The sequence below is a fragment of the Nonomuraea sp. NPDC050556 genome, from assembly GCF_044457355.1.
Lineage (GTDB): Bacteria > Actinomycetota > Actinomycetes > Streptosporangiales > Streptosporangiaceae > Nonomuraea.
This window is the reverse complement of the sequence record NZ_JBITGU010000001.1, coordinates 3,689,611-3,711,732: the sequence shown is the minus strand read 5'-3', so window position 1 is coordinate 3,711,732 and position 22,122 is coordinate 3,689,611. Positions and strand designations below refer to the sequence as shown.

Sequence of the window (22,122 nt, the reverse complement as noted above, 5' to 3'; positions counted from 1 at the left end):
ATGACGACGTCTGCCCTGGGCGAGCCATGTGTGCTGCTCAAGCTGGGCGAGATCGTCCTCAAAGGTAAGAACCGCGAGGTCTTCGAGCGCAGGCTGATCGGCAACATCCGCAACGCGCTCAAGGAGCTCGACCTCCAGGTCGACGTGCGCCAGCGCCACGGCGTCGTGGCGATCTTCCTGCCCGAGGGCGCGACCGTCGAGCAGGCCGACACGGTCGCCCAGCGCGTCGCCGACGTGCCGGGCCTGGTCTGGATCCACCGCGCCTGGCGGGTGCCCAAGGACGTCGACTCCGTCGTCAAGGCGGGCATCGAGATCGTCCGCGACCGCGAGGAGGTCGCGCGCAAGGCCACGTTCGCGGTCCGCTCGCGCCGCCGCGACAAACGTTTCCCGCTGCGCTCCAACGAGCTCGACCGGCTCGTCGGCGGCGAGATCAACGACCTGTTCGGCCTGCCGGTCAGCCTCAAGAACCCCGAGCTGACCGTGCACATCGAGGTCGACCGCGACGAGGTGTTCGTCTTCACCGACGGCATCCCCGGCCAGGGCGGCCTGCCCGTCGGCACCAGCGGCAGGGCCCTGGTGCTGATGTCGGGCGGCATCGACTCGCCGGTCGCCGCCTACCGGATGATGAAGCGCGGACTGCACGTCGACTTCCTGCACTTCTCCGGCATCCCGTTCACCACGAGCGAGTCGATCTACAAGGCCTACGCGCTCGTGCGCAAGCTCGACCGCTTCCAGGGCAGGTCGCGGCTGTGGGTGGTGCCGTTCGGCAAGGCCCAGCAGTCGATCAGGTCCTCCGGCCAGGACCGGCTCGCGGTCATGGCGCAGCGCCGGCTCATGCTGAAGACGGCCGAGGAGGTCGCGCACCGCATCCGCGCCGAGGCGCTGGTCACCGGCGACGCGCTCGGCCAGGTCGCCTCGCAGACCCTGCAGAACATCACCGCGCAGGACAACGCGGTCGACATGCCGATCCTGCGCCCGCTGGTGGGCTGGGACAAGACCGAGATCATGGCGGAGGCGCGGCGCATCGGCACGCTGGAGATCTCCGAGCTGCCCGACGAGGACTGCTGCTCGCTGCTCGCCCCCAAGCGCGCCGAGACGCGGGCCAAGATCGAGGACCTCAAGCAGATCGAGAAGCGCCTCGACGCCGAGGAGCTCATCGTGCAGCTCGCCGACTCGATCCAGGAGTACAAGCTCTAGCCGGTGAGCGCCTCGCGGCCGAGGACGAGCGCCCTCGCCGCGGCCATGGCCATGGCCACGCCGTCCTTCGCGCCTTCGAGGCCGAGTACGGCGTAGCCGTGCGCGGCCGCCACGACCGCCGAGGCCAGGCGGGCGGCCCGCTCCTCGTCGCCGCACAGCTCCAGCGCGGGGGCCAGGAAGGCGGCGTGCAGCCTGAGCCCGGCCGCCTCGACGTCGGGGTAGCGGCTCTTGTCCAGCCCGGAGTCGAACAGCGCCTGGAAGAGCGGCCGCTCGTCGACGGTGAACCGCACGTACGCCCCGGACGCCGCGGCCAGCCTCTGGGCGGGGGTGCCCGACGACCCCGCCTCGGCCAGCCGTACCGCGAGCAGCTCCGCCGCCCGCACGGCCACCGCGGCCAGCAGCTCGTCGCGATCGGCGAAGTGCCGGTACGGCGCCGCCTGGGCCACCCCGAGCCGCCGGGAGGCCTCCGCCATCGAGAACCCGTGCACCCCCTGCTCGGCGAGCAGTTCCACGGCGACGTCGATGAGGGCGGCGCGCAGATCCCCGTGGTGGTAGCGCTCGCGTCTGGGTGGCATGGCACCACTGTATTTACTGCACGGGGAAGGGGATGAGCCTGCGCATCAGCGCGTCCCAGCCGCCGTCGCCGAGCAGGCGACGGGCACGCGGGGCCAAGCGCGCCTGGGCGCCCACCCGGTAGCGGGCGCGCGGACGCCGCGCGGTGACCGCACGGGCGATGACGTCCGCCACGTCCTCAGCGGTCAGCACCCCGCGTGCGCCCTCACGGTGCGCCCGCACGACCATGGCGGCGACGCTCGCCTTATAGGCGGCGTACGGATCGTCGCCGCCCTCGGGCAGCTCGTAGGTCTCGCCCGCCGCCATGAACCGGGTGCGCACCGCGCCGGGCTCGACGAGGATCACCCTGATCCCGAACGGCCGGACCTCGGGACGCAGCGCGTCGGTGAGCGACTCGACCGCGTACTTGGTCATCGCGTAGGGGCACCCCGTGGGCGGCGTGACCAGCCCGGCAGCCGAGCCGACGTTGACGATCGTGCCCTGCCGCCGGGCCCGCATGCCGGGCAGGACGAGCTGGCACAGCCGCACCAGGCCGAAGACGTTGGTCTCGAAGACCTTCCTGACCAGGTCGAGCGGCACCTCCTCGACCGGCCCGCCGCCGCCGCGCCCGGCGTTGTTGACCAGGATGCCGACGCTGCCGTGCTCGGCCTCGACCGCCTGGACGGCCCGCGCCATGGACGCCTCGTCGGTGACGTCCAGGGGGAGGAGGCGGCACCCGGCGGCCGCCAGCTCCGCGAGGTCGTCCGTACGGCGGGCGGTGGCCCAGGTGGGGAAGCCCGCCCGGGCCAGCGCCAGCGCCGTCGCCCTGCCGATGCCCGACGAACAGCCGGTGACCAGTGCCGCCTGCGTTCTGCTCATGAAAGCAATGTAATTGCCTATCACATTGCTTTCAAGCCCTGGCCACCTCGAAGTGGAAGCACCCGTACTCGACGGCCCGCACGTGCACCGCCCTGACCTCGGGGTCGGCGAACACCTCCTTGAGCGCCACCTCGGGGTCGGTGTCGGCCGGGAGGTAGTGGCCGCCGACGATCGTCCCGGCCTCGCCGTACATGCGCAGGATGCGGTGGGCCGTGGTCGGCCAGGCCTGCGAGGTCAGGCCGGAGCAGGTCGTCGCGTGCAGGAAGATCGGGCCCTGCTCGTCGTAGGCACCGGGGTCGATGCCCTGCGCGGCCGCCCAGCGGCGCAGCGGGGCGTAGGAGACCAGCGCGATCCGCTCGCCCGGCGCCGCCTTGGTCAGGCAGCACCGCAGCGGGCTGCCGCCCTCCGCGTCGGTGAACAGGTGCGGCGGGCGTCCCGCGTCGTCCTCTTCCAGCAGCTCTGCCACGACGGCCGGGTCGATCGCCCTGATGGTGAAGGTCATGCTGCCATCGTGGCCGCCGCGCGACGGATGGACTGGCGGCAATCGGACGCGTCATTTCCTTGACAAGCAGAGTAAGTCCGGCATAAGTCGCCATTTACCCTTAGGAAAGCTTCCTTTATATTTCAGGCAAACCCCCAGCCTAGGAGCTCTCCATGAGGAAAGCGTTCTTGACGGCGGTGGTGGCCTTAGCCACCCTGGCGGCGTCGATGCTGTTCGCCACCCCCGCCCTGGCCCACGGATACATCTCCAACCCGCCGAGCAGGCAGGCGAACTGCGCGGCGGGCAAGGTGTCCAACTGCGGGCCGATCATCTACGAGCCGCAGAGCGTCGAGGGCCCCAAGGGCCTGCGTAGCTGCAACGGCGGGCTGAGCCAGTTCGCCCAGCTCAACGACGAGAGCAAGCCGTGGCCGGCCGCGCAGGTCGGCACCACGGTGCAGTTCAACTGGGTGCTGACGGCGCGCCACGCCACCAGCACGTGGGAGTACTACATCGGCAACACCCGGGTGGCGGTCTTCAACGACGGGGGCAGGCAGCCGGGGGCGACGGTGTCCCACACGGTGAGCCTGGCCGGGTTCAGCGGGCGGCAGAAGGTGCTGGCCATCTGGAACATCGCGGACACGGCCAACGCCTTCTACAACTGTGTCGACCTGCAGATCGGCCCCGGCGGACCGAGCCCCACCCCCACCCCGACGCCCACGCCGACGCCGACGGTCACGCCCACCCAGACCCCGACGCCCACCCCGACCGTCACGCCGCCCAGCGGCACGTGGGCGGCCGGTACGGCATACGCGGTCGGAGCCGTCGTGACCTACGGCGGCGCCAGCTACAAGTGCCTCCAGGCGCACACCGCCCTGCAGGGCTGGGAGCCCCCGAACGTCCCGGCCCTCTGGCAGCGCCTCTAGGCGTCTGACCGGAACGGATCGTGCTCGGCCAGGAGCTTGTCCAGACGCGCCTGGTCGACGCGGGTGGTGACCGTACCGAGTTCCTGGCGGTCGCGGACCACCTTGGCGAGCATGAACGCCGAGGTGACCACGTACAGCACGGAGACCGCCAGGAACGCCCTGATCCATGCCGAGACCGGCAGGTAGGCGACGCCGATCGCGACGGCCGAGAGCGACAGGCCGAAGGAGAGGATGGACTGCACGTAGAACGCGGTGGTCTGGGTGGGCTGGATGGGCTTCGTCATACCGACGAGCGTGGCCCACCCGACCTCGCGAAACATGCGGCGAAATACTTAGTTACTCATGAGTACGGCGTCGCCCTTGCCGAGCAGCGCCGGGAACGTCTTCATGATCGCGGCCAGCTCCTCCAGGTCGCCGTCCACCAGCGCCTGCGGCCCGTCGCAGAGCGCCTGCTCCGGGTGCGGGTGCACGTCGATGATCACGCCGTCCGCGCCGACCGCGATGGCCGCCCTGGTCAGCGGAAGGACCAGGTCGCGCCGCCCGCCCGAGTGCGACGGGTCCACGATCACCGGCAGGTGCGACAGCCGCTGCGCCACCGGCACGGCCGACACGTCCAGGGTGTTCCTGGTGGCCGTCTCGAAGGTGCGGATGCCGCGCTCGCACAACACGATGTCGAGGTTGCCGCGCTGCGCGATGTACTCCGCGGCCATCAGCCATTCCTCGATCGTGCCGTTCATGCCGCGCTTGAGCATGACCGGCTTGCCCGCCGCCCCGACCGCCTGCAGCAGCGGGAAGTTCTGCGCGTTGCGCGTGCCGACCTGCAGCATGTCGGCGTAGGACGCGACCAGCTCCACGTCGTGCGCGTCGACGACCTCGGTGACGATCGGCAGCCCCGTCTGCTCGCGGACGTCGGCCAGGATGCGCAGGCCCGCCTCGCCCAGCCCCTGGAAGGCGTACGGCGACGTGCGCGGCTTGTAGGCGCCGCCGCGCAGCAGCGTCGCGCCAGCCGCCCGCGCCATCAGGGCCGCCTCCAGCGTCTGCTGCGGCGTCTCCACCGCGCACGGCCCCGCGATCAGCGTGACCGTGTCGGGGCCGATCGGCACCCCGCCCACCCGCACGGTGGACCGCTCCGGATGGTTCTCCCTGCTGACCAGCTTGTACGGCGTGGACACCCGCATCACGTCGGCCACCCCCCGCATGCCGCGGAGGTTGACCTGGCTGAGCTGCGTGACGTCCCCCACCAGGCCGACGATAGTGCGCTGCACTCCGCGGCTGACGAACGCCTCCACCCCAGCCCCCTGCACGATCGTGACGATCGCGTCGACGTCGTCCTGCGTGGCCTGCGGCCCCATGACAATCACCATCGAAACTCCTCTGAAAATGCAGAAGGCCCCGGGTCCTTTCGGACCCGGGGCCTTCTGTTCGCCTGGCTGCTAGCGCAACACCAGATGGCGAACGGTCCTCACGGGTCCGTCGCCATACCAAAAGATGAAAGCGGTGCGCATAGGCCGCAAGGATAGCGCATGCCGATCGCGGGCTGAAGCGGGTGCCGGGTCCAGGGTCCGCTGGGCCCGATGGCAGGATGGCCTTCGACCATGACACGGCGAGGGGAGTGATCGTGGAGCAGTCGCGCCTGCCCCCGGGGCAGTACATCCCGCGCGGCCGGCCCGTCATCCACTACGGCAGGGTGCCCTCGTTCAAGCCGGACACCTGGGACCTGTTCGTCTCCGGCGCCACGGCGTCCGGCGAGGAACACCGGTTCACCTGGGCCGAGGTCGAACGGATGCCGCGCACGACCGTGATCGCCGACTTCCACTGCGTGACCAAGTTCTCCCTCATGGGGAACGAGTGGAGCGGCGTGAGCCCGGCCGACCTCATGGCGCTCGCGCCCCCCGATCCGGGGGTGCGGCACGTGATGGTCTGGGCCGAGTACGGCTACAGCGCCAACCTCAGGATGAGCGACTTCAAGGCCCCGGGCACGCTGCTGGCCATGGAACTGGACGAGAAACCGCTCTCGCCCGACCGTGGGTTCCCGCTGCGCGTCGTGGTGCCGCACCTGTACGCGTGGAAGAGCGTGAAGTGGGTGCGCGGCATCGAGTACCTGCTGGAGGACCGCAGAGGCTTCTGGGAGGAGCGCGGCTACCACAACGTGGCCGACCCCTGGGGCGAACAACGCTATTCGTATCAGGAGGAGCCGGGCGAAGGGCCTCCATAGCGTTTCCGCGCGAACACGGTGCGTGGTTGGCTACGGTTGCGCGCATGTCGACCGGCGCTTGTGTGGTGCTGTCCGTCTTCACCTTCCTGCTCGGTCTCGTCCTGGCCAGGCGGCGTCCAGCGCTGCCCGAGGGCGACAGGAAGGACGAGGACACCTTCACCACCCTGCACATCGCCGCGATGGCCGCGCCCGCGCTCCGTTCCGGGCTGACCCGCGACTCGGCCCGGCGGGCCGTACGGCATCTGCGCGCCCTGCTGGGCACGGCGGCCGTGGCCATCACCTCCACGGAGGCGGCGCTGGCCTGGGACGGCGCGTGCACCGACGAGGTGATCACCCATGCCCGCACGGCGCTGACGACCGGGCGCGCCCACGTGTTCGCCGGGGAGCCGCACGGCGCCGTTGTGGTGCCGCTGACCGTCGAGGGGCGGGTCGTGGGCGCGCTGGCCGCCTACGACGCCGAGCTGAGCGCCGCTCTGGTGCGTACGGTCGCAGAAGTGGCCAAGTGGGTGTCCGGGCAGCTGGAGCTGGCCGAGCTCGACGCCTCGCGGCGGCGCGCCATGGAGGCCGAGCTGCGCGCCCTGCGCGCGCAGATCTCGCCGCACTTCGTCTACAACGCGCTCACCACGATCGCCTCGTTCGTGCGCACCGACCCGGAGCGGGCCAGGGAACTGCTGCTCGACTTCGCCGACTTCTCCCGCTACGCCCTGTCGAAGGCGCGCGACTTCACCACCCTGGCCGACGAGCTGACCTGCGTGGACCGCTACCTGCTGCTGGAGCGGGCGCGCTTCGGCGACCGGCTGCGCTTCAGCGTCCAGGTCTCGCCCGAGGTGCTGCCCGTGCCTGTGCCGTTCCTGTGCCTGCAGCCGCTGGTGGAGAACGCCATCAAGCACGGCATGGGCAAGCGCGACGGCGCCGGAGAGGTGCGGGTGGTGGTGCGCGACGCCGGGCCCGAGGCGCACATCAGCGTCGAGGACGACGGCTCGGGCATGGACCCCGAGCACGCCAGGCAGGTTCTGGACGACGACCCGCGGCGGCAGGGGAACGGGATCGGCCTGGCCAACGTGGACGTGCGGATGCGCCAGATCTACGGCGAGGAGTACGGCCTCGTGGTCGAAACCGCCATAGGAGCGGGTACGAAGGTCAAACTCCGCGTTCCGAAAGCGCGCCATAGCTCTTTGTAGTCAATTCTTTATGCTACGTTGGCGTGTCGCTTGTGACCTGCGCGTTCTTCCGGCAACGTGGCCTCATGCTACGTCTCCTGGCCGTCGACGACGAGGTGCCCGCTCTCGAGGAGCTGGCCTATCTCCTGCGGCAGGACTCCAGGGTCGAACAGGTCAGCACCGCCTCCAACGGCGTGTCTGCGCTTCAGGACATGGTCCAGATGATCGGCGCGGGAGAGCGGCTCGACGGCGTCTTCCTCGACATCAGGATGCCCGGCCTCGACGGGCTCGACCTGGCCAGGCTCGTCGGCGGCTTCCCCAGCCCGCCCAAGCTGGTCTTCGTGACCGCGCACGAGGACAGCGCGGTGACCGCCTTCGAGCTGGAGGCGGTCGACTACCTCCTCAAGCCGGTCAGGGCGGAACGGCTGGCCGAGGCGGTGCGGCGGCTCGAAGTGGCCTCGGCGCCGGTCGCCGACCAGGGGGTCGACGACGTCATTCCGGTCGAGCTGGGCGGGCGCACCAGGTTCGTGCCGCAGCAGGCCGTCTGGTACGCCGAGGCGAAGGGCGACTACGTGCGCCTGCACACCGTCGACGGCAGCTACCTGGTGCGCATGTCGCTCGCCGCGCTCGAGCGCCGCTGGGTGGGCGCCGGGTTCATCCGGGTGCACCGCAGCACGCTGGTGTCCGCCAGGCACGTCAGCGAGCTGCGCTTCGAGGGCGGCCGGGTGCTGCTGACCGTCGGGACGGAGACGCTGCCGGTCAGCCGCAGGCACACCAGGCAGGTGCGCGAGCAGCTCGTCCGCCAGTTCAGGGCGGCGATGCCATGAGCAGGCGGGTGACCGTGGAGCGCCGTCCCGTCGCGGTCGAGCGGGTGCCCGGCGGCTACGACCCCGCGCGCGACGTGCCGCCCGCCGAGGTGCGCGCGGCCGTCGCGGCGCAGTTGCGGCTCGCACTGGTCACCGTGGGCGTCGTGGGGTGCGTGCTGGTCGGGCTGCCCGTGCTGGTCGGCCTGCTCCCGGCGGGCGAGGAGTGGTTCGTGCTGTCCGTGGCGGTCCAGCCGCTCTGGGCCGCCCTGGCGTACTGGCATCTGAGACGAGCGGAGCGGCTGGAGAGATGACCGCTGCGGCGCTGGCCGGGATCGCGTTCGTGCTGATCCTCTCCGTCCTCGTCGGGACGGTGCGGCCGCGCCGCTACACCAGCGTCCAGGAGTTCTACGTCGCGGCCCGCGCCGTGCGCCCCTGGTGGAACGGCGCAGCCATCGGCTCGGAGTTCACCTCGGCCGCCGCGTGCCTCGGGCTCGCCGGGCTGATCGCCACCCACGGCGCCTCCATGCTCTGGTACCCGGTGGGGGCGGCGGCCGGGTTTGTGGTCATGCTGGCCCTCGTGGTCGCGCCGCTGCGCCGCTCTGGCACCTACACGCTGCCCGACTTCGCGCAGTGGCGGCTCGCCTCCTCGCTGCTGCGCCGCTTCACCACCTGCATCGTGCTGGCGATCGGCCTGGTCTACCTCGTCGCCCAGTTACACGCGGCAGGGCTGGTGCTGAAGCTGCTCACCGGGCTGCCGCCGTGGGCGGGGTGGCTGGCCGTCGCCGGCGCCACCGTGCTCGTGGCGGCGGTGGGCGGCATGGGCAGCGCCACCAGCGTGCAGGCCACGCAGTTCTGGCTCAAGCTCGTCGTGTTCACCGGCGTCGGGCTGGTGTTGTGGTTCGCGTGGGCGTACGGCGGGACGCCGGACGTCTCCGGGTTCGCGCGGCCGTACTCGGGTGAAAGCCTCGCGGGCGCGGGCGACCCGTCGCTGGCCGGGGTGCTGACCGTGCTGCTGGCGTGCGCGCTGGGCACGATGGGGCTGCCGCACGTGGTCGTCCGCGTCTACGCCAACCCCACGGGGGGCTCGGCCCGTCGGTCCATCGTGGCGACGCAGGTGCTGCTGGCCGGGTTCTTCCTCGTGCCGCCGCTGTACGGGATCCTCGGCCACGTCTACGTGCCCGACGGGCAGGTGGACGAGATCGTGCTGCTGCTGCCCGCGCGGATGCTTCCAGGGCCGCTGGGGGACCTGCTGACCGGGCTGCTGGCGGCCGGGGCGTTCGCCGCGTTCCTGGCGACGTCGTGCGGGGTGCTCGTGGCGGTGGCCGGTGCGGTCTCCTCGTGCGTGTCGCGGCCGGGCGTGGGGACCTTCAGGGCCAGCCTCGGGGTCGTGGTGGTGGCCGCGCTGGGGCTGACGTGGCTGAGCACGCCGGGCAGCTCGGTGCTGCTGGTCCTGGTGGGGTTCAGCCTGTCGGCCGCGACGTTCTGCCCGCTGCTGGTGCTGGGGCTGTGGTGGCGGCGGCTGACGGACGCGGGGGTGTTCGCCGGGTTCGTGGTGGGCGGCGGGCTCACGCTGGTGGCCGTCGTGGGTGAGGCGGCGGGCGTGAAGCTGGGGCTGGCGGGTCAGTACCCGGCGGCGTTCGTGGTGCCGCTGGCTTTCGCCGTGATGGTGGCGATTTCGCTGGTCACACCGGGTCGGGTGCCTTCGGGGGTGGACCGGATGATGGCTCGGATGCACCTTCCCGAGGACTCGGCGGGGCCTGGAATCGACCGCTCGTCGCCGCCGGTCGACCGCTCGCCGTCCTGACACTCTCCGTACAGCGATGACTACAGACCGTTCAACGAGCTGGTCGAGAACGGGGTTTCACGAGCAAGATCGCAACCGTAGTGTTTCCGCATCGGAGAGCCACACCGAGCGCATCGGGGGGGACGAGCCGCTTCGGCTCATATGGACCTGGTGCGTCGGATCCAATGGTGACCTGCCTGGTCACCACGGCTGTCGGGCCCTTTACCGGGGGGTAGGGCCCGCTGGCCGACGCGTGGAGGGATGCCCGCTGTGGCCGCGGGCTGGACCGTGATCCGGCCATACGGGGGCGGCCGGATCACGAGTGCGGGCATCCCTCTATGCGACTTCCTTTTCAGGCTTTGGGGGTACGGCGGGGCCAGGAGACACGCCACCCGCCGCACGTGGCTGAGGGCCTCCAGGGAGACGCTCACCGACCGCGCACGCTGGGCGCCGCAACGGCGCCACGTGAGCCAGCGGTCATGCAGGGACCTTCGCGCTGATGAGGGCATGAGCCCGCCGCACTTGACTGGAGGTCAAGGGGACGCTCATCGAGCGTGCGTGACTGGGGTCTATATGGGGACGCTCGCTGACCGTGTGTGGCAGTCGGGGGCCCGCCGTCGGGGTGACGGGCCCACTGGGTTCACGGGTTGTCGCGGAGCTTCTTCAGCAGGGCGATGTCCTCGGTCCACTTCTCCAGCTTGCCCGGGGTCTCGATGCAGATCGGGACGCCCGCCACCGCCGGGTGCCGCATCATCTCCCCGAACGGCTGCGCGCCGATGTGACCCGCGCCGATGTTCTCGTGCCGGTCCTTCTTGGCCCCGCACACGTCCTTCGAGTCGTTCGCGTGGATCAGCTTCAACCGCCCCGGCGCGATCGCGTGCAACGCGTCGAACGTCTCCGTCACCCCACCAGGCGCCGCCAGGTCGTGACCGGCCGCGAAGGCGTGGCAGGTGTCCAGGCAGACGCCCGCACGCGGATGCCAGTCCAGCGCCGCCAGGTAGGGCTCCAGGTCCTGCACCGTCGAGCACAACATCGCGCCCGTGCCCGCCATCGGCTCCAGCAGCAGGTCGGGCCCGCCGTCCGGGATCTCCTCCAGCAGCGGGATCAGGTGCTCGTGGAGCTGGCGCAACGCGTCCTCGTACGGCTGCGACACCGCGGACCCGGTGTGCACGACGACGCCCCTGGCCCCGCACGCGACCCCGCGCGCCAGCGTGTGCCGCGTGATCGCGATCGAGTTGGCCAGCGTCTCCGGGTTGGGCGAGCCGAAGTTGACCAGGTAGGGCGTGTGGATGTACGACACCACCCCGGACTCGGCCAGCTTGGCGTCCTCCTCCGGCTTGCCCGGGGTGAGCGCCCAGCCGCGCGGGTTGGTGACGAACACCTGGATCATTTCCGCGCCCATGTCGGCCATGGACTTCAGGCCGCCCGTCGCCAGGCCGCCGGTGACGGACGCGTGTCCGCCGATGAGAGAAGTAGGGGTCATGATGCCCCCCAGTTTAGTCCCAGGGAATCTGCGGGGAACGGTAGAAGTCGATGCCCTGCGCGCTCCACCGGTCGCCGTGCGCGGCCAGCCGTACCCTGTAGTCGCTCCATGAGCGGCCGTCGGCGCGCGACCAGCCGATCTCGGCGATGCCCGGCAGCCGCGGGTAGGCCATGAACTCCAGGTCGCGCATGGTCTTCAGGGTCTCGGTCCACAGGGGCGCCTCGACGCCGAGCACGCTGTCCTCGCCGACGCCCTTGACGATCGTGGCCGGGTCCCAGCTGTAGCCGTCGCGCACCTCGACGATGGCCGCCCAGTCCTGCCCGAGCGGGGTCTTCTTGGTGTACTTCATGTCGAGGTAGGCGTGGTTGGCCGGGGCCATGACGAGCTTGGCGCCGCGCTTGGCCGCCTCGACGGCGTGCTCGACGCCGTCGGGGTTCCAGTGCTCGGCCACCGAGTCCTTCGTGATCGCCGCCTGGCCGATCTCCTCCCAGCCCATCATGCGCTTGCCGTACTTGTGCACGATCTTCTGCACCCGGGCGACGAACGCCTGGTAGTCGGGCTTCTTGGTGCTGAGGGCCTCGTCGCCGCCGATGTTGATGTACGGGCCGGGCGTCATCGCGGCCAGCTCGCGGATCACGTCGTCGAGGAAGCGGTAGGTGATGTCCTCGCCGGTGCACAGCGAGCTGAAGCCGACGTCCGTGCCCGTGTACGGCTTGCGCGCCTTGCCGTCGCAGTTGAGCTTGGCGTAGGAGGCGAGCGCGGCGTTGGTGTGGCCGGGTGTGTCGATCTCCGGGATCACGGTGATGAAGCGGCGCTTGGCGTAGGCGACGATGTCGCGGTAGTCGGCCTGGGTGTAGAAGCCGCCGGGGTCGCCGTCGACGGCCGTCTTCCCGCCGGTCGCGGTGAGCAGGGGCCAGCTCTTGATCGCGATCCGCCAGCCCTGGTCGTCGGTCAGGTGCAGGTGGAAGGTGTTGATCTTGTAGGCGGCGGCCAGGTCGATGTACCGCTTGACCTCGGCCACGGTGAAGAAGTGGCGGGCCACGTCGAGCATCACGCCGCGGTAGGGGAACCTCGGCCGGTCCTCGATGCGCACCCCGGCGATCGGCCACGGTCCCTTCTGCGCGGTCGCGCTCTCGACCTTCGCGGGGAGCAGCTGCCGCAGCGTCTGCACCCCGCGGAACAGCCCCTCGGCCGTGTCGGCGACCAGCGACACGCCCTGGGCGGTGACCTCCAGCCGGTAGCCCTCGGGCCCGAGGTCCTGGCCGCCGGTCGCCTCCAGGACGATCGCGCCGTCCTCCTGGCCCTGCACGATCGGTACGGCGAAGCCGGTCGACCGGCGCAGCAGCTTCGCCAGCGCCGAGGCGGCCGTCGCTCCCGCCGAGGTGCGCTGGGCGATCCGCACGTCCTTCCCGAGGGTGAACGTCTCACCGTTGACGGTAACCGAGGCGGGCAGGGGGACGAGCCGGGGGCCGCGCTCCTTGGCCGCGCTGCCCGTGGTGGTCCCGCAGGCCACCACAAGGCCTGCGATCGAGGTGAGTATGGCGAGGCGACGGGCCAGCGGCATGGGGGGCTCCCGCAGTCGTTAGGAAGGTTTACTTACTTTGGGGCCCAGCCCTCCAGCCCGTCAACCCCCGCCGCCCCGGACCACTCCCCAGCACCATGCAACCCCCAACCTCTCACCACCCAAGAAGACCTCTCCGCCCAACCCACCCGCCATGTTTGTTGAGGGGGTTGAGGGCTATCGGTCGCGCAAAGCCTTTACGGCGGTTTCCACGCGGAAGCCGTAGTCGGGGTCGGCGGCCCTGAAGTGGGCCACCGAGCGCTCCACGATGGCGTCCTCGCGCACCTGCGCCAGGCTCCCCGCGATGTTGCCGACCAGCCGCGTGCGCTCCTCCTCCGACATCACCCGGTACAACGCGCCCGCCTGCGTGAAGTCGTCGTCCTGCGCGTGCACGGGGTTGCGATAAGCACCGGTCAGCCCCGACACCTCCACCCCCGCCGCGAGCGCCCGGCCGGTCTCGGCGGGCCCGTTGAAGCTGTTGGGCTCGTAGTTCTTCGACCCGTCCGCCTGGAAGCGCATCGCGCCGTCCCTGCCGTAGTTGCGCGCCTCGGTGGCGTGCGGGGCGTTGACCGGCAGGTGCGTGTGGTTGACGCCGAGCCGGTAGCGGTGCGCGTCGCCGTACGCGAAGAGCCGCCCCTGGAGCATCCTGTCCGGCGACGGCCCGATGCCGGGCACGAAGTTGTTCGGCGCGAACGCGGCCTGCTCGACCTCGGCGAAGACGTTGGAGGGGTTGCGGTTGAGCGTGAGCCTGCCGACGCGCACCAGCGGGTAGTCGGCGTGCGGCCACACCTTGGTCAGGTCGAACGGGTTGAACCGGTAGGACGCCGCCTCGGCGACCGGCATGAGCTGCACCGACAGCGTCCAGCTCGGGAACAGGCCGCGCTCGATCGAGGCGTGCAGGTCGCGCTGGTGCGAGTCCGCGTCACGGCCGTGCAGGTCGGCGGCCTCCTCGGAGGTGAGGCTGCGGACGCCCTGGTCGGTGGCGAAGTGGTACTTCACCCAGAACGCCTCGCCCTCGGCGTTGACCCACTGGTAGGTGTGCGAGCCGAACCCGTTCATGTGCCGGTAGGACGCCGGGATGCCGCGGTCGCCGAACAGCCAGGTGAACTGGTGCGTGGCCTCGGGGGAGTGGGAGAAGAAGTCCCAGACGTTCTCCGGCTCCTGGATGCCGGTGAAGGGGTCGCGCTTCTGCGAATGAATGAAGTCCGGAAATTTCAGTGGATCGCGCAGGAAGAACACCGGGGTGTTGTTGCCAACCAGGTCGTAGTTTCCCTGCTCGGTGTAGAACTTCACCGCGAACCCGCGCGGATCCCGTACGGCGTCGCCCGACCCCAGCCCACCGGCCACCGTCGAGAACCGCACGAACACCTCGGTCCTGCGCCCGGCCTCGCCCAGGAAGTGCGCCCTGGTGTACGGCGAGACGTCGTCGGTCACCTCGAACACGCCGAACGCGCCGGAGCCGCGCGCGTGCACCACCCGCTCGGGGATGCGCTCACGGTTGAACCTGGCCAGCTTCTCGAGCAGCTGCTGGTCCTGGATGAGCAGCGGCCCGCCGGGCCCCGCGCTGAGCGAGTTCTGGTTGTCGGCGACGGGCGCGCCGGATTCAGTCGTGAGAGTCATGGACGGCAGCGTAGGTTTCCCGCCTCCGCCCTGGTCAAGGCGCACGTGCGAAGTTCGTACTTTCCCACCAACGCGGGCGCGCATTCCCCGCGCGATCTGAAGGATTCGGCTGAAAACGAATCGTGGAAGCGTCACAGCCCGGCCACCCACCATGGTCACATGACCGACTTTGACGTGATCGTGGTCGGCGGGCGCGTGGCCGGGGCGGCGACCGCGCTGCTGCTGGCGCGGCGAGGACTGCGGGTCCTGCTGGCCGAGCGGGCGGCGCTCGACGCCGACACCATCTCCTCCCACCAGCTCCAGATCCCCGGAGTGGCGCTGCTGCAGCGCTGGGGCCTGCTCGACCGCCTGTACGGCACGCCGCCCGCAAGCACGCTGACCTTCGACGCCGCCGGGGTCGTGCTCAACGGCGTCCTGCCCCAGTACGACGGGATCGGCGCGATCTACAGCCCGCGCCGCACGCTCCTCGACCCCATGCTGGCCGGAGCGGCCAGCGAGGCCGGGGCCGAGGTACGCGAGCACTTCAGGGTCCAGGAGCTGCTGTGGAGCGACGGCCGCGTGGCCGGGGTGGCCGGGCGCGACCTGAACGGCAGGACCACCAGGGTGACCGCGCCGTTCGTGGTGGGCGCCGACGGCAAGCACTCGTTCGTCGCCCAGGCGGCGGGCGCGCCGGTGTACCGGGAGCGTCCCGCGCTGTCGTTCGCCGCCTACTCCTACTACGCGAACCTGCCGGTCTCGGGCGGCGAGCTCTACCAGCGGACCGGCGCGGCCGCCGCGGTCTTCCCGACCAACGGCGGGCTGACCATGGTCTACACCTCCAGGCCGGTGCGCGCGCTCGACGCCGCCTACCGGCGCGACCTGGAGGAGGGGTTCCTGCGCACCCTCGACGGGTTCGGCGAGCTGGGCGAGCGGGTCAGGGCTGCGGACCGGGCCGAGCGCGTCCGCACCACACCCGACCAGCCCAACCGCTTCCACCAGCCGTACGGCCCGGGCTGGGCGCTGGTGGGCGACGCGGGCGTGGTCATGGACTCGGTGACCGCGCAGGGCATGACGAACGCGCTGCGCGACGCCGCGCTGCTGTCGGAGGCGATCGGGCGGATGATGAACGGCGAGCGGCGCACGATGGCCGGATACCACCGGGCCCGCGACGCGGCGGTCACTCCGATGTACGACCTGACGGTCGCGCTGGCCAGGCACGACCCGGGTATGGGGGAACGCCTGACGAGCGTGCCTCCCGACCAGGTGAGCAACCTCCTGGGCGCGTTGACGGGAGTCGTCCCGCCGGCGGAGTTCTTCGGCCCGGGACGCATGGCCCGCCTGGTGGGCGGCTTCGCGGCCGCCTCCCTGGCGAAGGTCCTGGGCTAACCCAGGCGCAGCGCCAGGAAGAAGTCGACCCGGTCCTCCAGCCTGGACAGGTCCCTGCCGGTGAGGTCCTGGATGCGCTGGATCCGGTACCGCAACGTGTTGACGTGCACGTGCAGCAGCTCGGCGCACTTGGTCCAGGACCCGGAGCAGAGCAGGAACGCCTCCAGCGTGCGCACCAGGTCGGCCCGGTGCACCTGGTCGTAGGAGCGCAGCGGGTCGAGCAGCCGTACCCGGAACATGTGCCGCACGTCGTCCGGCACCGAGGCCAGCAGCAGCACGTGGGTGGCCAGCTCGTCGTGCCCCACCACCGCGTCCGGTTCCGAGCGGCCCTCGGCCATCCGGCGCGCGTAACGCGCCTCCTCCACCGCGCCGCGCAACCCCTCCACCGGGGCGACGCCGCTGACGCCCACGGTCATCCTGCTGCCGCCCAGCCCGGGGGCGAGCGCGTGCACGGCCGCCCTGATGCGCGTGGTCAGGTCGAGGTCCGTGGCGGGGATCAGCGCGATCGCCTCGTCCTCCACGACGCCGATGACCGGGGTGACCGTACAGCTCTGCAGGATGTCCTTGACCACGACCCGCAGCTCGCCGGGGCGGAGGCCGCCGTTGGCCATGGCGGCGACGGCGACGAACCCCTCGGCCGGGGACAGGCCGGTCACCTCCAGCCTGGGCAGGATGTCGCTCGGCTTGCCGTCGGTCAGCACCAGCCGGACCAGCTCCTGCGCGATGCGGCCCTCAGGCGAGAGCCGGTCGTCGAGCCGCATGCGCTCCAGCGCGGCCACGGCGGCCAGCTCGCCCGGCAGCGTACGCCGCTCGTCCGGCCAGTCCTCGTAGGAACCCTCAAAAGCCACGAACCAGTCGGCCACCCGCGAGGTGGTCTGCTCGTCCACGGGGAACAGCGAGAAGCCGCCGCGCGAGCACGGCAGCCGCTTGGCGGTCAGGAACAGCCTGGCCAGCATCGCGGCCTCGTCGTCGGGCAGCGGGTGCGACCCGGCGACCAGCCGCCCGGACGGCGTAACGACCCAGCAGCGCATGCCCAGGTCGCTGCCGAGCATCTTCAGCACCGGGTCGAGCCCGGCCCCGGAGACGAGCTGGCGGTGGCGGTCGAGCACGGCCTTGACGTCCGAGGCCCGCGCGCTCGACAGGCGGCGCACGATGTGCTCGGTGACCTCGGCGAACCCCAGCGCCTGCGGCACGTGGAACAGCGGCACCCGGTGCCTGCGGCACGCCTCCACCAGGTCGGGCGGCAGCTCGCCGCTGGAGGCCTCGCAGGCGCCGAGCCCGGACACCCCCGCGGCGGCCAGCGCGGCCACGAACGTCTCGCTGTCGTCAGGGCCGTTGCGCCAGATCAGCCCGGTCAGCACCAGCTCCCCGCCGCTGAGGTAACGCCCCGGGTCGAGCAGGTCCGTGGTCACGACCCAGCGGAGCGGGCGGTCGAGCTCGTCGTGGCCCACGACGGCCGACAAGCCGAGCTCAGGCATGTCGAGCAACGCGTTGAGTCGCATATTTCCGGAGGGTAGCTCAGAGGTGAACGTGGATTGGATTGGAGCATGACACGAAAAGACCTGGCCAACCCCTGGGGCACTTCGGAGTTCTTGCTGCTGGACCGGGCACGTCAGCGGTGTGTGTACTGCTGACATGTCGAATGTGGAAAGCCTGACGGCCTTCAACGCCCTGGAGGCCGGTGAGGCGGAGCGCGAGTTGCTCACCTGCTGTGCCTCCGGCGCGTTCGCCAGGTACGTGGCGGCGCTCAGGCCGTACAGGGACCTGGCGCAGCTGACGGCCGTGGCCGACGCCACCGTGCGCGACCTGGACTGGGAGGACGTCAGCGAGGCGCTGAAGGCCCACCTCAGGATCGGGGAGCGGGCCGGGGGAGCCGACCGCGAGGCCTCGTGGAGCAGGCAGGAGCAGTCCGGCGTGCAGGACCACCTGCGCGAGGCGCTCGCCGAGGGCAACCACGCCTACGAGGACCGCTTCGGCCACGTCTACCTGGTCTGCGCCACCGGCCTGAGCGGCGAGGAGATGCTCACCAGGCTCAGGGACCGGCTGGTCAACGACGAGGAGGCCGAGCGCGCGATCGTGCGGAACGAGCTGGCCAAGATCACCCGGCTGCGCATGGCGAAGCTGGTGGGCGCATGAGCTTCTCCACGCACGTGCTGAACGCGGTGACCGGCCGTCCCGCCGCCGGCGTGCCCGTACGGCTGGAGCACGAGGGCCGGGTCGTCGCGCAGGGGACCACGGACGGCGACGGACGGGTCAAGGGCTGGAACCCGGGAGCGGGAGTGCACCGGGTGGTGTTCGACACCAGCGCGCTGACCACGTTCTACCCCGAGGTCGTGATCACCTTCCTGATCGACGACCCGGACGGGCACTACCACGTGCCGCTCCTGCTCAGCCCGTTCGCGTACTCCACCTACCGAGGGAGCTAAATGTCGGTCATCTTGGGACCCAACAGGTACGGCAAAGCCGAGACCAGGGTCGTCCGCGTGGTCAGGGACGGCGGCGTCCACCACATCAAGGACATCAACGTCAGCTCAGCCCTGTCGGGCGACATGACGGATGTGCACCTGACCGGCAGCAACGCGACCGTCCTGCCCACGGACACGCAGAAGAACACCGCCTACGCCTTCGCCAGGAAGTACGGCATCGACCAGATCGAGGACTTCGCGCTCCTGCTGGCCAGGCACTACGTCGACTCCCAGCCGACCATCCACCACGCCCGGGTGGAGATCGAGGAGTACTCCTGGGACCGCATCCCGGTCTCCGACGGCCCCCACCTGGGCCTGCGCAAGCAGCAGCACTCGTTCGTGCGCAACGGCGCGGAGGTGCGCACCTGCGTGGTGCACCACGACCGCGACGGCCGCACGACCGTGGTGTCCGGGCTGAAGGACCTGGTGGTGCTGAACTCGACGGGCTCGGAGTTCCACGGCTTCATCGAGGACGAGTACACGACGCTCCAGCCGACCACCGACCGCATCCTGGCGACCGCGGTGTCGGCCCAGTGGCGGCACGCGGGCGACAAATCCTCCTTTGGACGTTCTTATGACGATGTACGGCAGTGCCTTCTGGAGGCGTTCGCCGAGACCCACAGCCTCTCCTTGCAGCAGACGCTGTACGCGATGGGGAAGCGGGTACTGAACACACGACGCGAGATCTGCGAGATCAGGTTCGCGATGCCGAACAAGCACCACTTCCTGGTGAACCTGGAACCGTTCGGTCTGGACAACGACAACGAGGTCTTCTACGCGGCGGACCGCCCCTACGGCTTGATCGAGGGCACCGTGCTGCGCGAGGACGCTCCTGACGCCGGCTTCGCCTGGGAGTAGTGGACATGGACTTCTTGCGCCCCACGACGTGGGACGAAGCGCTCGCCGCCAAGGCGGAACGGCCCGAGGCCGTACCCATCCAGGGCGGCACCGACGTGATGGTCGAGATCAACTTCGACGTGCACCGGCCCTCGGCGCTGCTCGACCTGAACCAGGTGGGCGAGCTGTTCACCTGGGAGCTGGTCGACGGCGTCTACCGGGTCGGGGCCGGCGTGCCGTACGTGCGGATCATCGCCGAGCTCGGCGACGTGCTGCCCGGCCTGGCCCAGGCGTCGCGCACGGTCGGCTCGCCGCAGATTCGCAACCGCGGCACGGTCGGCGGCAACCTGGGCGGCGCCTCGCCCGCCGGTGACGCGCACCCGCCGCTGCTGGCCGGTGACGCCGTCGTCGAGGTGGCGTCCGTCGACGGCACGCGGATGATCCCGGCACACGAGTTCTACCTCGGGGTCAAGCGGAGCGCGTTGCAGCCGGGCGAGCTCATCAGGGCCTTCCACATGAAGCCCGCCGACGGCCCGCAGTACTTCTCCAAGGTCGGCACCCGCAATGCCATGGTGATCGCGGTGTGCTCCTTCGCCGTCGCGCTGCACCCGTCCGAGCGCCGCGTGGGCACCGGGATCGGCTCGGCCGCCCCCACGCCGCGACGGGCGCTGGAGGCCGAGGACTTCCTCGCGCAGGAGCTCGACTGGGACTCCAGGCTCGACCCCGCGCTGCTCAAGCGGTTCGGCGAGCTCGCCTCGGCCGCCGCCTCGCCGATCGACGACGTGCGCGGCACCGCCGACTACCGCAGGCACGCCATCGCCGTGATGGCCCGCAGGACCCTGACCTGGGCCTGGAACGACTACCGAAGGGTTCGTGCAGCATGAGGGTGAACGTCACCGTCAACGGCCGCCCGGAGTCCGTCGACGACGTGTGGGAGGGCGAGAGCCTCCTTTACGTGTTGCGCGAGCGTATGGGCCTGCCCGGCTCCAAGAACGCCTGCGAGCAGGGCGAGTGCGGCTCGTGCACGGTCTATCTGGACGGCACGCCCGTGTGTTCGTGTCTCGTGGCCGCTGGCCAGGTCGAGGGGCGTGAGGTGCGCACCGTCGAGGGCCTGGCCGGCGGGGAGAAGCTCGACCCCGTGCAGGAGGCGTTCGTCGAGTGCGGCGCGGTGCAGTGCGGGTTCTGCACGCCTGGGCTGGTCGTGCAGGCCCACGCGCTGATCGAGTCCGTGCCCGACCCGTCGGACGCGGAGATCCGCGAGGCGCTCGCGGGCAACCTGTGCCGCTGCACCGGCTACGAGAAGATCCTCGACGCGGTACGGCTGGCCGCGTCCCGAAAGGCCGCATTGTGATCGAGCGAAGCGAGAGCACCATAAGCACAGCATCTGTGATCATCGAGAACGTCTACATCGCCCCGGTCGGTTCGCCCGAGATCGAGTCCGGATATATCCGTATCGAAGGGGACGGGATCGCGGACATCGGCCCGATGTCCCAAGCGCACACCGGTTCGGAAACCCGTATCGACGGCACCGGCATGCTGGCCACCCCCGGCCTGGTCAACACCCACCACCACCTCTACCAGTGGGCCTCCCAGGGTCTCGCCCAGGACGCCACCCTGTTCGAGTGGCTGGTCTCGCTCTACCAGGTGTGGGCCGCCATGGACGCGGAGGTCGTGCACGGCGCGGCCTCGGCGGGCCTCGGCTACCTGGCGCTGTCCGGCTGCACCCTGTCCAGCGACCACCACTACGTCTTCCCCAAGGGCCGCGGCGACCTGTTCGCCGCCGAGATCGAGGCGGCCCGCGACCTGGGCATCCGCTTCCACCCGGCGCGCGGCTCCATGGACCGCGGCCAGTCGCAGGGCGGCCTGCCGCCGGACGTCGTGGTCGAGGGGCTCGACGAGATCCTCGACGCCACGGCCGAGGCCATCGACACCTACCACGACCCGTCGTTCTCCTCGAAGCTGCGCGTGGCCGTCGCCCCCTGCTCGCCGTTCTCCGTCTCAGCCGAACTGATGACCCAGGCAGCCTCCCTGGCCAGGTCCAAGGGCGTGCGGCTGCACACCCACCTGGCCGAGACGCTGGACGAGGACGAGCACTGCGTCGAGCAGTTCGGCCTGCGTCCCACCGACTACATGGAGAAGCTCGGCTGGCTGGGCCCGGATGTGTGGTTCGCGCACACCGTGCACCTCAGCGACTCCGACATCGACAAGTTCGCCGCCACCGGCACCGGTTCCGCGCACTGCCCCTCCTCCAACGGACGGCTCGGCGCGGGCATCGCCCGGGTCTCGGAGATGCTCAGGCGCGGGGCCAACGTCGGCCTCGGCGTGGACGGCAACGCCTCCTCCGAGCTCACCCCCATGGCCGGGGAGATGCGCCAGGCCATGCTCTTCCAGCGGGCCCGCTACGGACCGACCGCGCTGACCGCGCGCCAGGCGCTGGAGATGGCCACGCTCGGCGGCGCGCGCAACCTCGGCCGCCAGAACGAGCTCGGCACCCTCGAAGTGGGCAAGCTCGCCGACATCGCCCTGTGGCGGGTCGACGGAGCCTTCACCTCGGCCGTCACCGACCCGGTCTGCGCGCTGGTCTTCGGCCCGCAGCTCCCGCTCGCCCGCCTGCTGGTCGGCGGCGACACGATCGTCGAGAACGACGAGCTGAAGACCGTCTCCCAGGACGCCGTCGGCCGCTCGGGGGCCGACGCGCACCGCCGCCTGATGCGCCTGGCCCAGGAACAGGGCTTCACCGCAGCGAAGGAGGTTCACCAGTGACCGAGCGAAGCGAGGGCACCCACAAGCACAGC

At 70.8% G+C, this 22,122-nt stretch carries 23 protein-coding genes; 14 read left to right on the top strand and 9 right to left on the bottom strand.

Annotated features, from left to right (window positions below):
• A complete protein-coding gene (gene thiI / locus ACIBG8_RS17570; protein ID WP_397343769.1) occupies window positions 1-1,197 on the top strand; it encodes a tRNA uracil 4-sulfurtransferase ThiI in 1,197 nt (398 codons plus the stop codon).
• Here thiI and ACIBG8_RS17565 read toward each other — a convergent pair.
• Genes ACIBG8_RS17565 through ACIBG8_RS17555 form a run of 3 tightly spaced genes read right to left on the bottom strand, consistent with a single transcriptional unit; the run spans window position 1,194 to window position 3,130 of the window.
• Window positions 1,194-1,772: a TetR/AcrR family transcriptional regulator gene (locus tag ACIBG8_RS17565; RefSeq protein WP_397343768.1), complete on the bottom strand. Its 579-nt coding sequence runs from the start codon at window positions 1,770-1,772 to the stop codon at window positions 1,194-1,196. The genes thiI and ACIBG8_RS17565 overlap by 4 nt on opposite strands.
• A 13-nt stretch (window positions 1,773-1,785) precedes the next feature.
• Window positions 1,786-2,628, bottom strand: coding sequence for an SDR family NAD(P)-dependent oxidoreductase (locus tag ACIBG8_RS17560; RefSeq protein ID WP_397343767.1), 843 nt, complete (start codon window positions 2,626-2,628; stop codon window positions 1,786-1,788).
• A gap of 31 nt (window positions 2,629-2,659) precedes the next feature.
• The gene (locus ACIBG8_RS17555) at window positions 2,660-3,130 is read right to left on the bottom strand and encodes a DUF1203 domain-containing protein (RefSeq protein WP_397343766.1); all 471 of its coding nucleotides are present in this window, start codon (window positions 3,128-3,130) and stop codon (window positions 2,660-2,662) included.
• Between the two features lie 152 nt (window positions 3,131-3,282).
• On the opposite strand from ACIBG8_RS17555, the gene ACIBG8_RS17550 reads away from it, so the two are divergent.
• Window positions 3,283-4,032, top strand: coding sequence for a lytic polysaccharide monooxygenase (locus ACIBG8_RS17550; RefSeq protein WP_397343765.1), 750 nt, complete (start codon window positions 3,283-3,285; stop codon window positions 4,030-4,032).
• On the opposite strand, the gene ACIBG8_RS17545 is transcribed toward ACIBG8_RS17550, so the two are convergent.
• Entirely contained in the window at window positions 4,029-4,316 is a 288-nt protein-coding gene (locus tag ACIBG8_RS17545; RefSeq protein WP_397343764.1) for a YiaA/YiaB family inner membrane protein, read from the bottom strand. The genes ACIBG8_RS17550 and ACIBG8_RS17545 overlap by 4 nt on opposite strands.
• 48 nt (window positions 4,317-4,364) lie before the next feature.
• Window positions 4,365-5,396, bottom strand: coding sequence for a 3-deoxy-7-phosphoheptulonate synthase (aroF, locus tag ACIBG8_RS17540; RefSeq protein ID WP_397343763.1), 1,032 nt, complete (start codon window positions 5,394-5,396; stop codon window positions 4,365-4,367).
• A 218-nt stretch (window positions 5,397-5,614) separates the two neighbouring features.
• Between aroF and ACIBG8_RS17535 the strand changes: the two genes are divergently transcribed.
• The 5 genes from ACIBG8_RS17535 to ACIBG8_RS17515 all read left to right on the top strand — a co-directional run bounded on the left by ACIBG8_RS17535 (window position 5,615) and on the right by ACIBG8_RS17515 (window position 10,017).
• Complete coding sequence (locus ACIBG8_RS17535; RefSeq protein ID WP_397343762.1) at window positions 5,615-6,247, top strand: molybdopterin-dependent oxidoreductase; 633 nt, start codon at window positions 5,615-5,617, stop codon at window positions 6,245-6,247.
• 44 nt (window positions 6,248-6,291) lie between these two features.
• Entirely contained in the window at window positions 6,292-7,428 is a 1,137-nt protein-coding gene (locus ACIBG8_RS17530; protein WP_397343761.1) for a sensor histidine kinase, read from the top strand.
• A 65-nt stretch (window positions 7,429-7,493) separates the two neighbouring features.
• The gene (locus tag ACIBG8_RS17525; protein WP_397343760.1) at window positions 7,494-8,234 is read left to right on the top strand and encodes a LytR/AlgR family response regulator transcription factor; all 741 of its coding nucleotides are present in this window, start codon (window positions 7,494-7,496) and stop codon (window positions 8,232-8,234) included.
• Window positions 8,231-8,524, top strand: a complete 294-nt coding sequence (locus ACIBG8_RS17520; RefSeq protein ID WP_397343759.1) for a hypothetical protein — start codon at window positions 8,231-8,233, stop codon at window positions 8,522-8,524. Before ACIBG8_RS17525 ends, ACIBG8_RS17520 begins: the two co-directional genes overlap by 4 nt.
• The gene (locus tag ACIBG8_RS17515; protein ID WP_397343758.1) at window positions 8,521-10,017 is read left to right on the top strand and encodes a cation acetate symporter; all 1,497 of its coding nucleotides are present in this window, start codon (window positions 8,521-8,523) and stop codon (window positions 10,015-10,017) included. Before ACIBG8_RS17520 ends, ACIBG8_RS17515 begins: the two co-directional genes overlap by 4 nt.
• A 619-nt stretch (window positions 10,018-10,636) precedes the next feature.
• On the opposite strand, the gene ACIBG8_RS17510 is transcribed toward ACIBG8_RS17515, so the two are convergent.
• The 3 genes from ACIBG8_RS17510 to ACIBG8_RS17500 all read right to left on the bottom strand — a co-directional run bounded on the left by ACIBG8_RS17510 (window position 10,637) and on the right by ACIBG8_RS17500 (window position 14,660).
• Window positions 10,637-11,479, bottom strand: a complete 843-nt coding sequence (locus tag ACIBG8_RS17510) for a deoxyribonuclease IV (RefSeq protein WP_397343757.1) — start codon at window positions 11,477-11,479, stop codon at window positions 10,637-10,639.
• 13 nt (window positions 11,480-11,492) lie between these two features.
• A complete protein-coding gene (locus ACIBG8_RS17505; RefSeq protein WP_397343756.1) occupies window positions 11,493-13,043 on the bottom strand; it encodes a beta-N-acetylhexosaminidase in 1,551 nt (516 codons plus the stop codon).
• 174 nt (window positions 13,044-13,217) lie between these two features.
• Window positions 13,218-14,660 carry a catalase gene (locus ACIBG8_RS17500; RefSeq protein WP_397343755.1) on the bottom strand — a complete coding sequence of 481 codons (1,443 nt, stop codon included), beginning with the start codon at window positions 14,658-14,660 and terminating at the stop codon, window positions 13,218-13,220.
• 159 nt (window positions 14,661-14,819) lie between these two features.
• On the opposite strand from ACIBG8_RS17500, the gene ACIBG8_RS17495 reads away from it, so the two are divergent.
• Window positions 14,820-16,025 carry an FAD-dependent oxidoreductase gene (locus ACIBG8_RS17495; protein WP_397343754.1) on the top strand — a complete coding sequence of 402 codons (1,206 nt, stop codon included), beginning with the start codon at window positions 14,820-14,822 and terminating at the stop codon, window positions 16,023-16,025.
• On the opposite strand, the gene ACIBG8_RS17490 is transcribed toward ACIBG8_RS17495, so the two are convergent.
• Window positions 16,022-17,527 carry a PucR family transcriptional regulator gene (locus ACIBG8_RS17490; RefSeq protein ID WP_397343753.1) on the bottom strand — a complete coding sequence of 502 codons (1,506 nt, stop codon included), beginning with the start codon at window positions 17,525-17,527 and terminating at the stop codon, window positions 16,022-16,024. The genes ACIBG8_RS17495 and ACIBG8_RS17490 overlap by 4 nt on opposite strands.
• A 133-nt stretch (window positions 17,528-17,660) precedes the next feature.
• Between ACIBG8_RS17490 and uraD the strand changes: the two genes are divergently transcribed.
• Genes uraD through ACIBG8_RS17460 form a run of 6 tightly spaced genes read left to right on the top strand, consistent with a single transcriptional unit; the run spans window position 17,661 to window position 22,090 of the window.
• The gene (gene uraD / locus ACIBG8_RS17485) at window positions 17,661-18,161 is read left to right on the top strand and encodes a 2-oxo-4-hydroxy-4-carboxy-5-ureidoimidazoline decarboxylase (protein WP_397343752.1); all 501 of its coding nucleotides are present in this window, start codon (window positions 17,661-17,663) and stop codon (window positions 18,159-18,161) included.
• Entirely contained in the window at window positions 18,158-18,451 is a 294-nt protein-coding gene (gene uraH, locus ACIBG8_RS17480) for a hydroxyisourate hydrolase (protein ID WP_397343751.1), read from the top strand. The genes uraD and uraH overlap by 4 nt, the downstream gene beginning before the upstream one ends.
• Window positions 18,452-19,348 carry a factor-independent urate hydroxylase gene (pucL, locus tag ACIBG8_RS17475; RefSeq protein ID WP_397343750.1) on the top strand — a complete coding sequence of 299 codons (897 nt, stop codon included), beginning with the start codon at window positions 18,452-18,454 and terminating at the stop codon, window positions 19,346-19,348.
• A 5-nt stretch (window positions 19,349-19,353) separates the two neighbouring features.
• Window positions 19,354-20,211 (top strand): FAD binding domain-containing protein, encoded by an 858-nt coding sequence (locus tag ACIBG8_RS17470; protein ID WP_397343749.1) that lies wholly within the window; start codon window positions 19,354-19,356, stop codon window positions 20,209-20,211.
• A complete protein-coding gene (locus ACIBG8_RS17465; RefSeq protein ID WP_397343748.1) occupies window positions 20,208-20,678 on the top strand; it encodes a (2Fe-2S)-binding protein in 471 nt (156 codons plus the stop codon). Before ACIBG8_RS17470 ends, ACIBG8_RS17465 begins: the two co-directional genes overlap by 4 nt.
• Before the next feature lie 41 nt (window positions 20,679-20,719).
• Window positions 20,720-22,090 (top strand): 8-oxoguanine deaminase, encoded by a 1,371-nt coding sequence (locus tag ACIBG8_RS17460; RefSeq protein WP_397343952.1) that lies wholly within the window; start codon window positions 20,720-20,722, stop codon window positions 22,088-22,090.
• Window positions 22,091-22,122 lie beyond the last annotated feature (32 nt).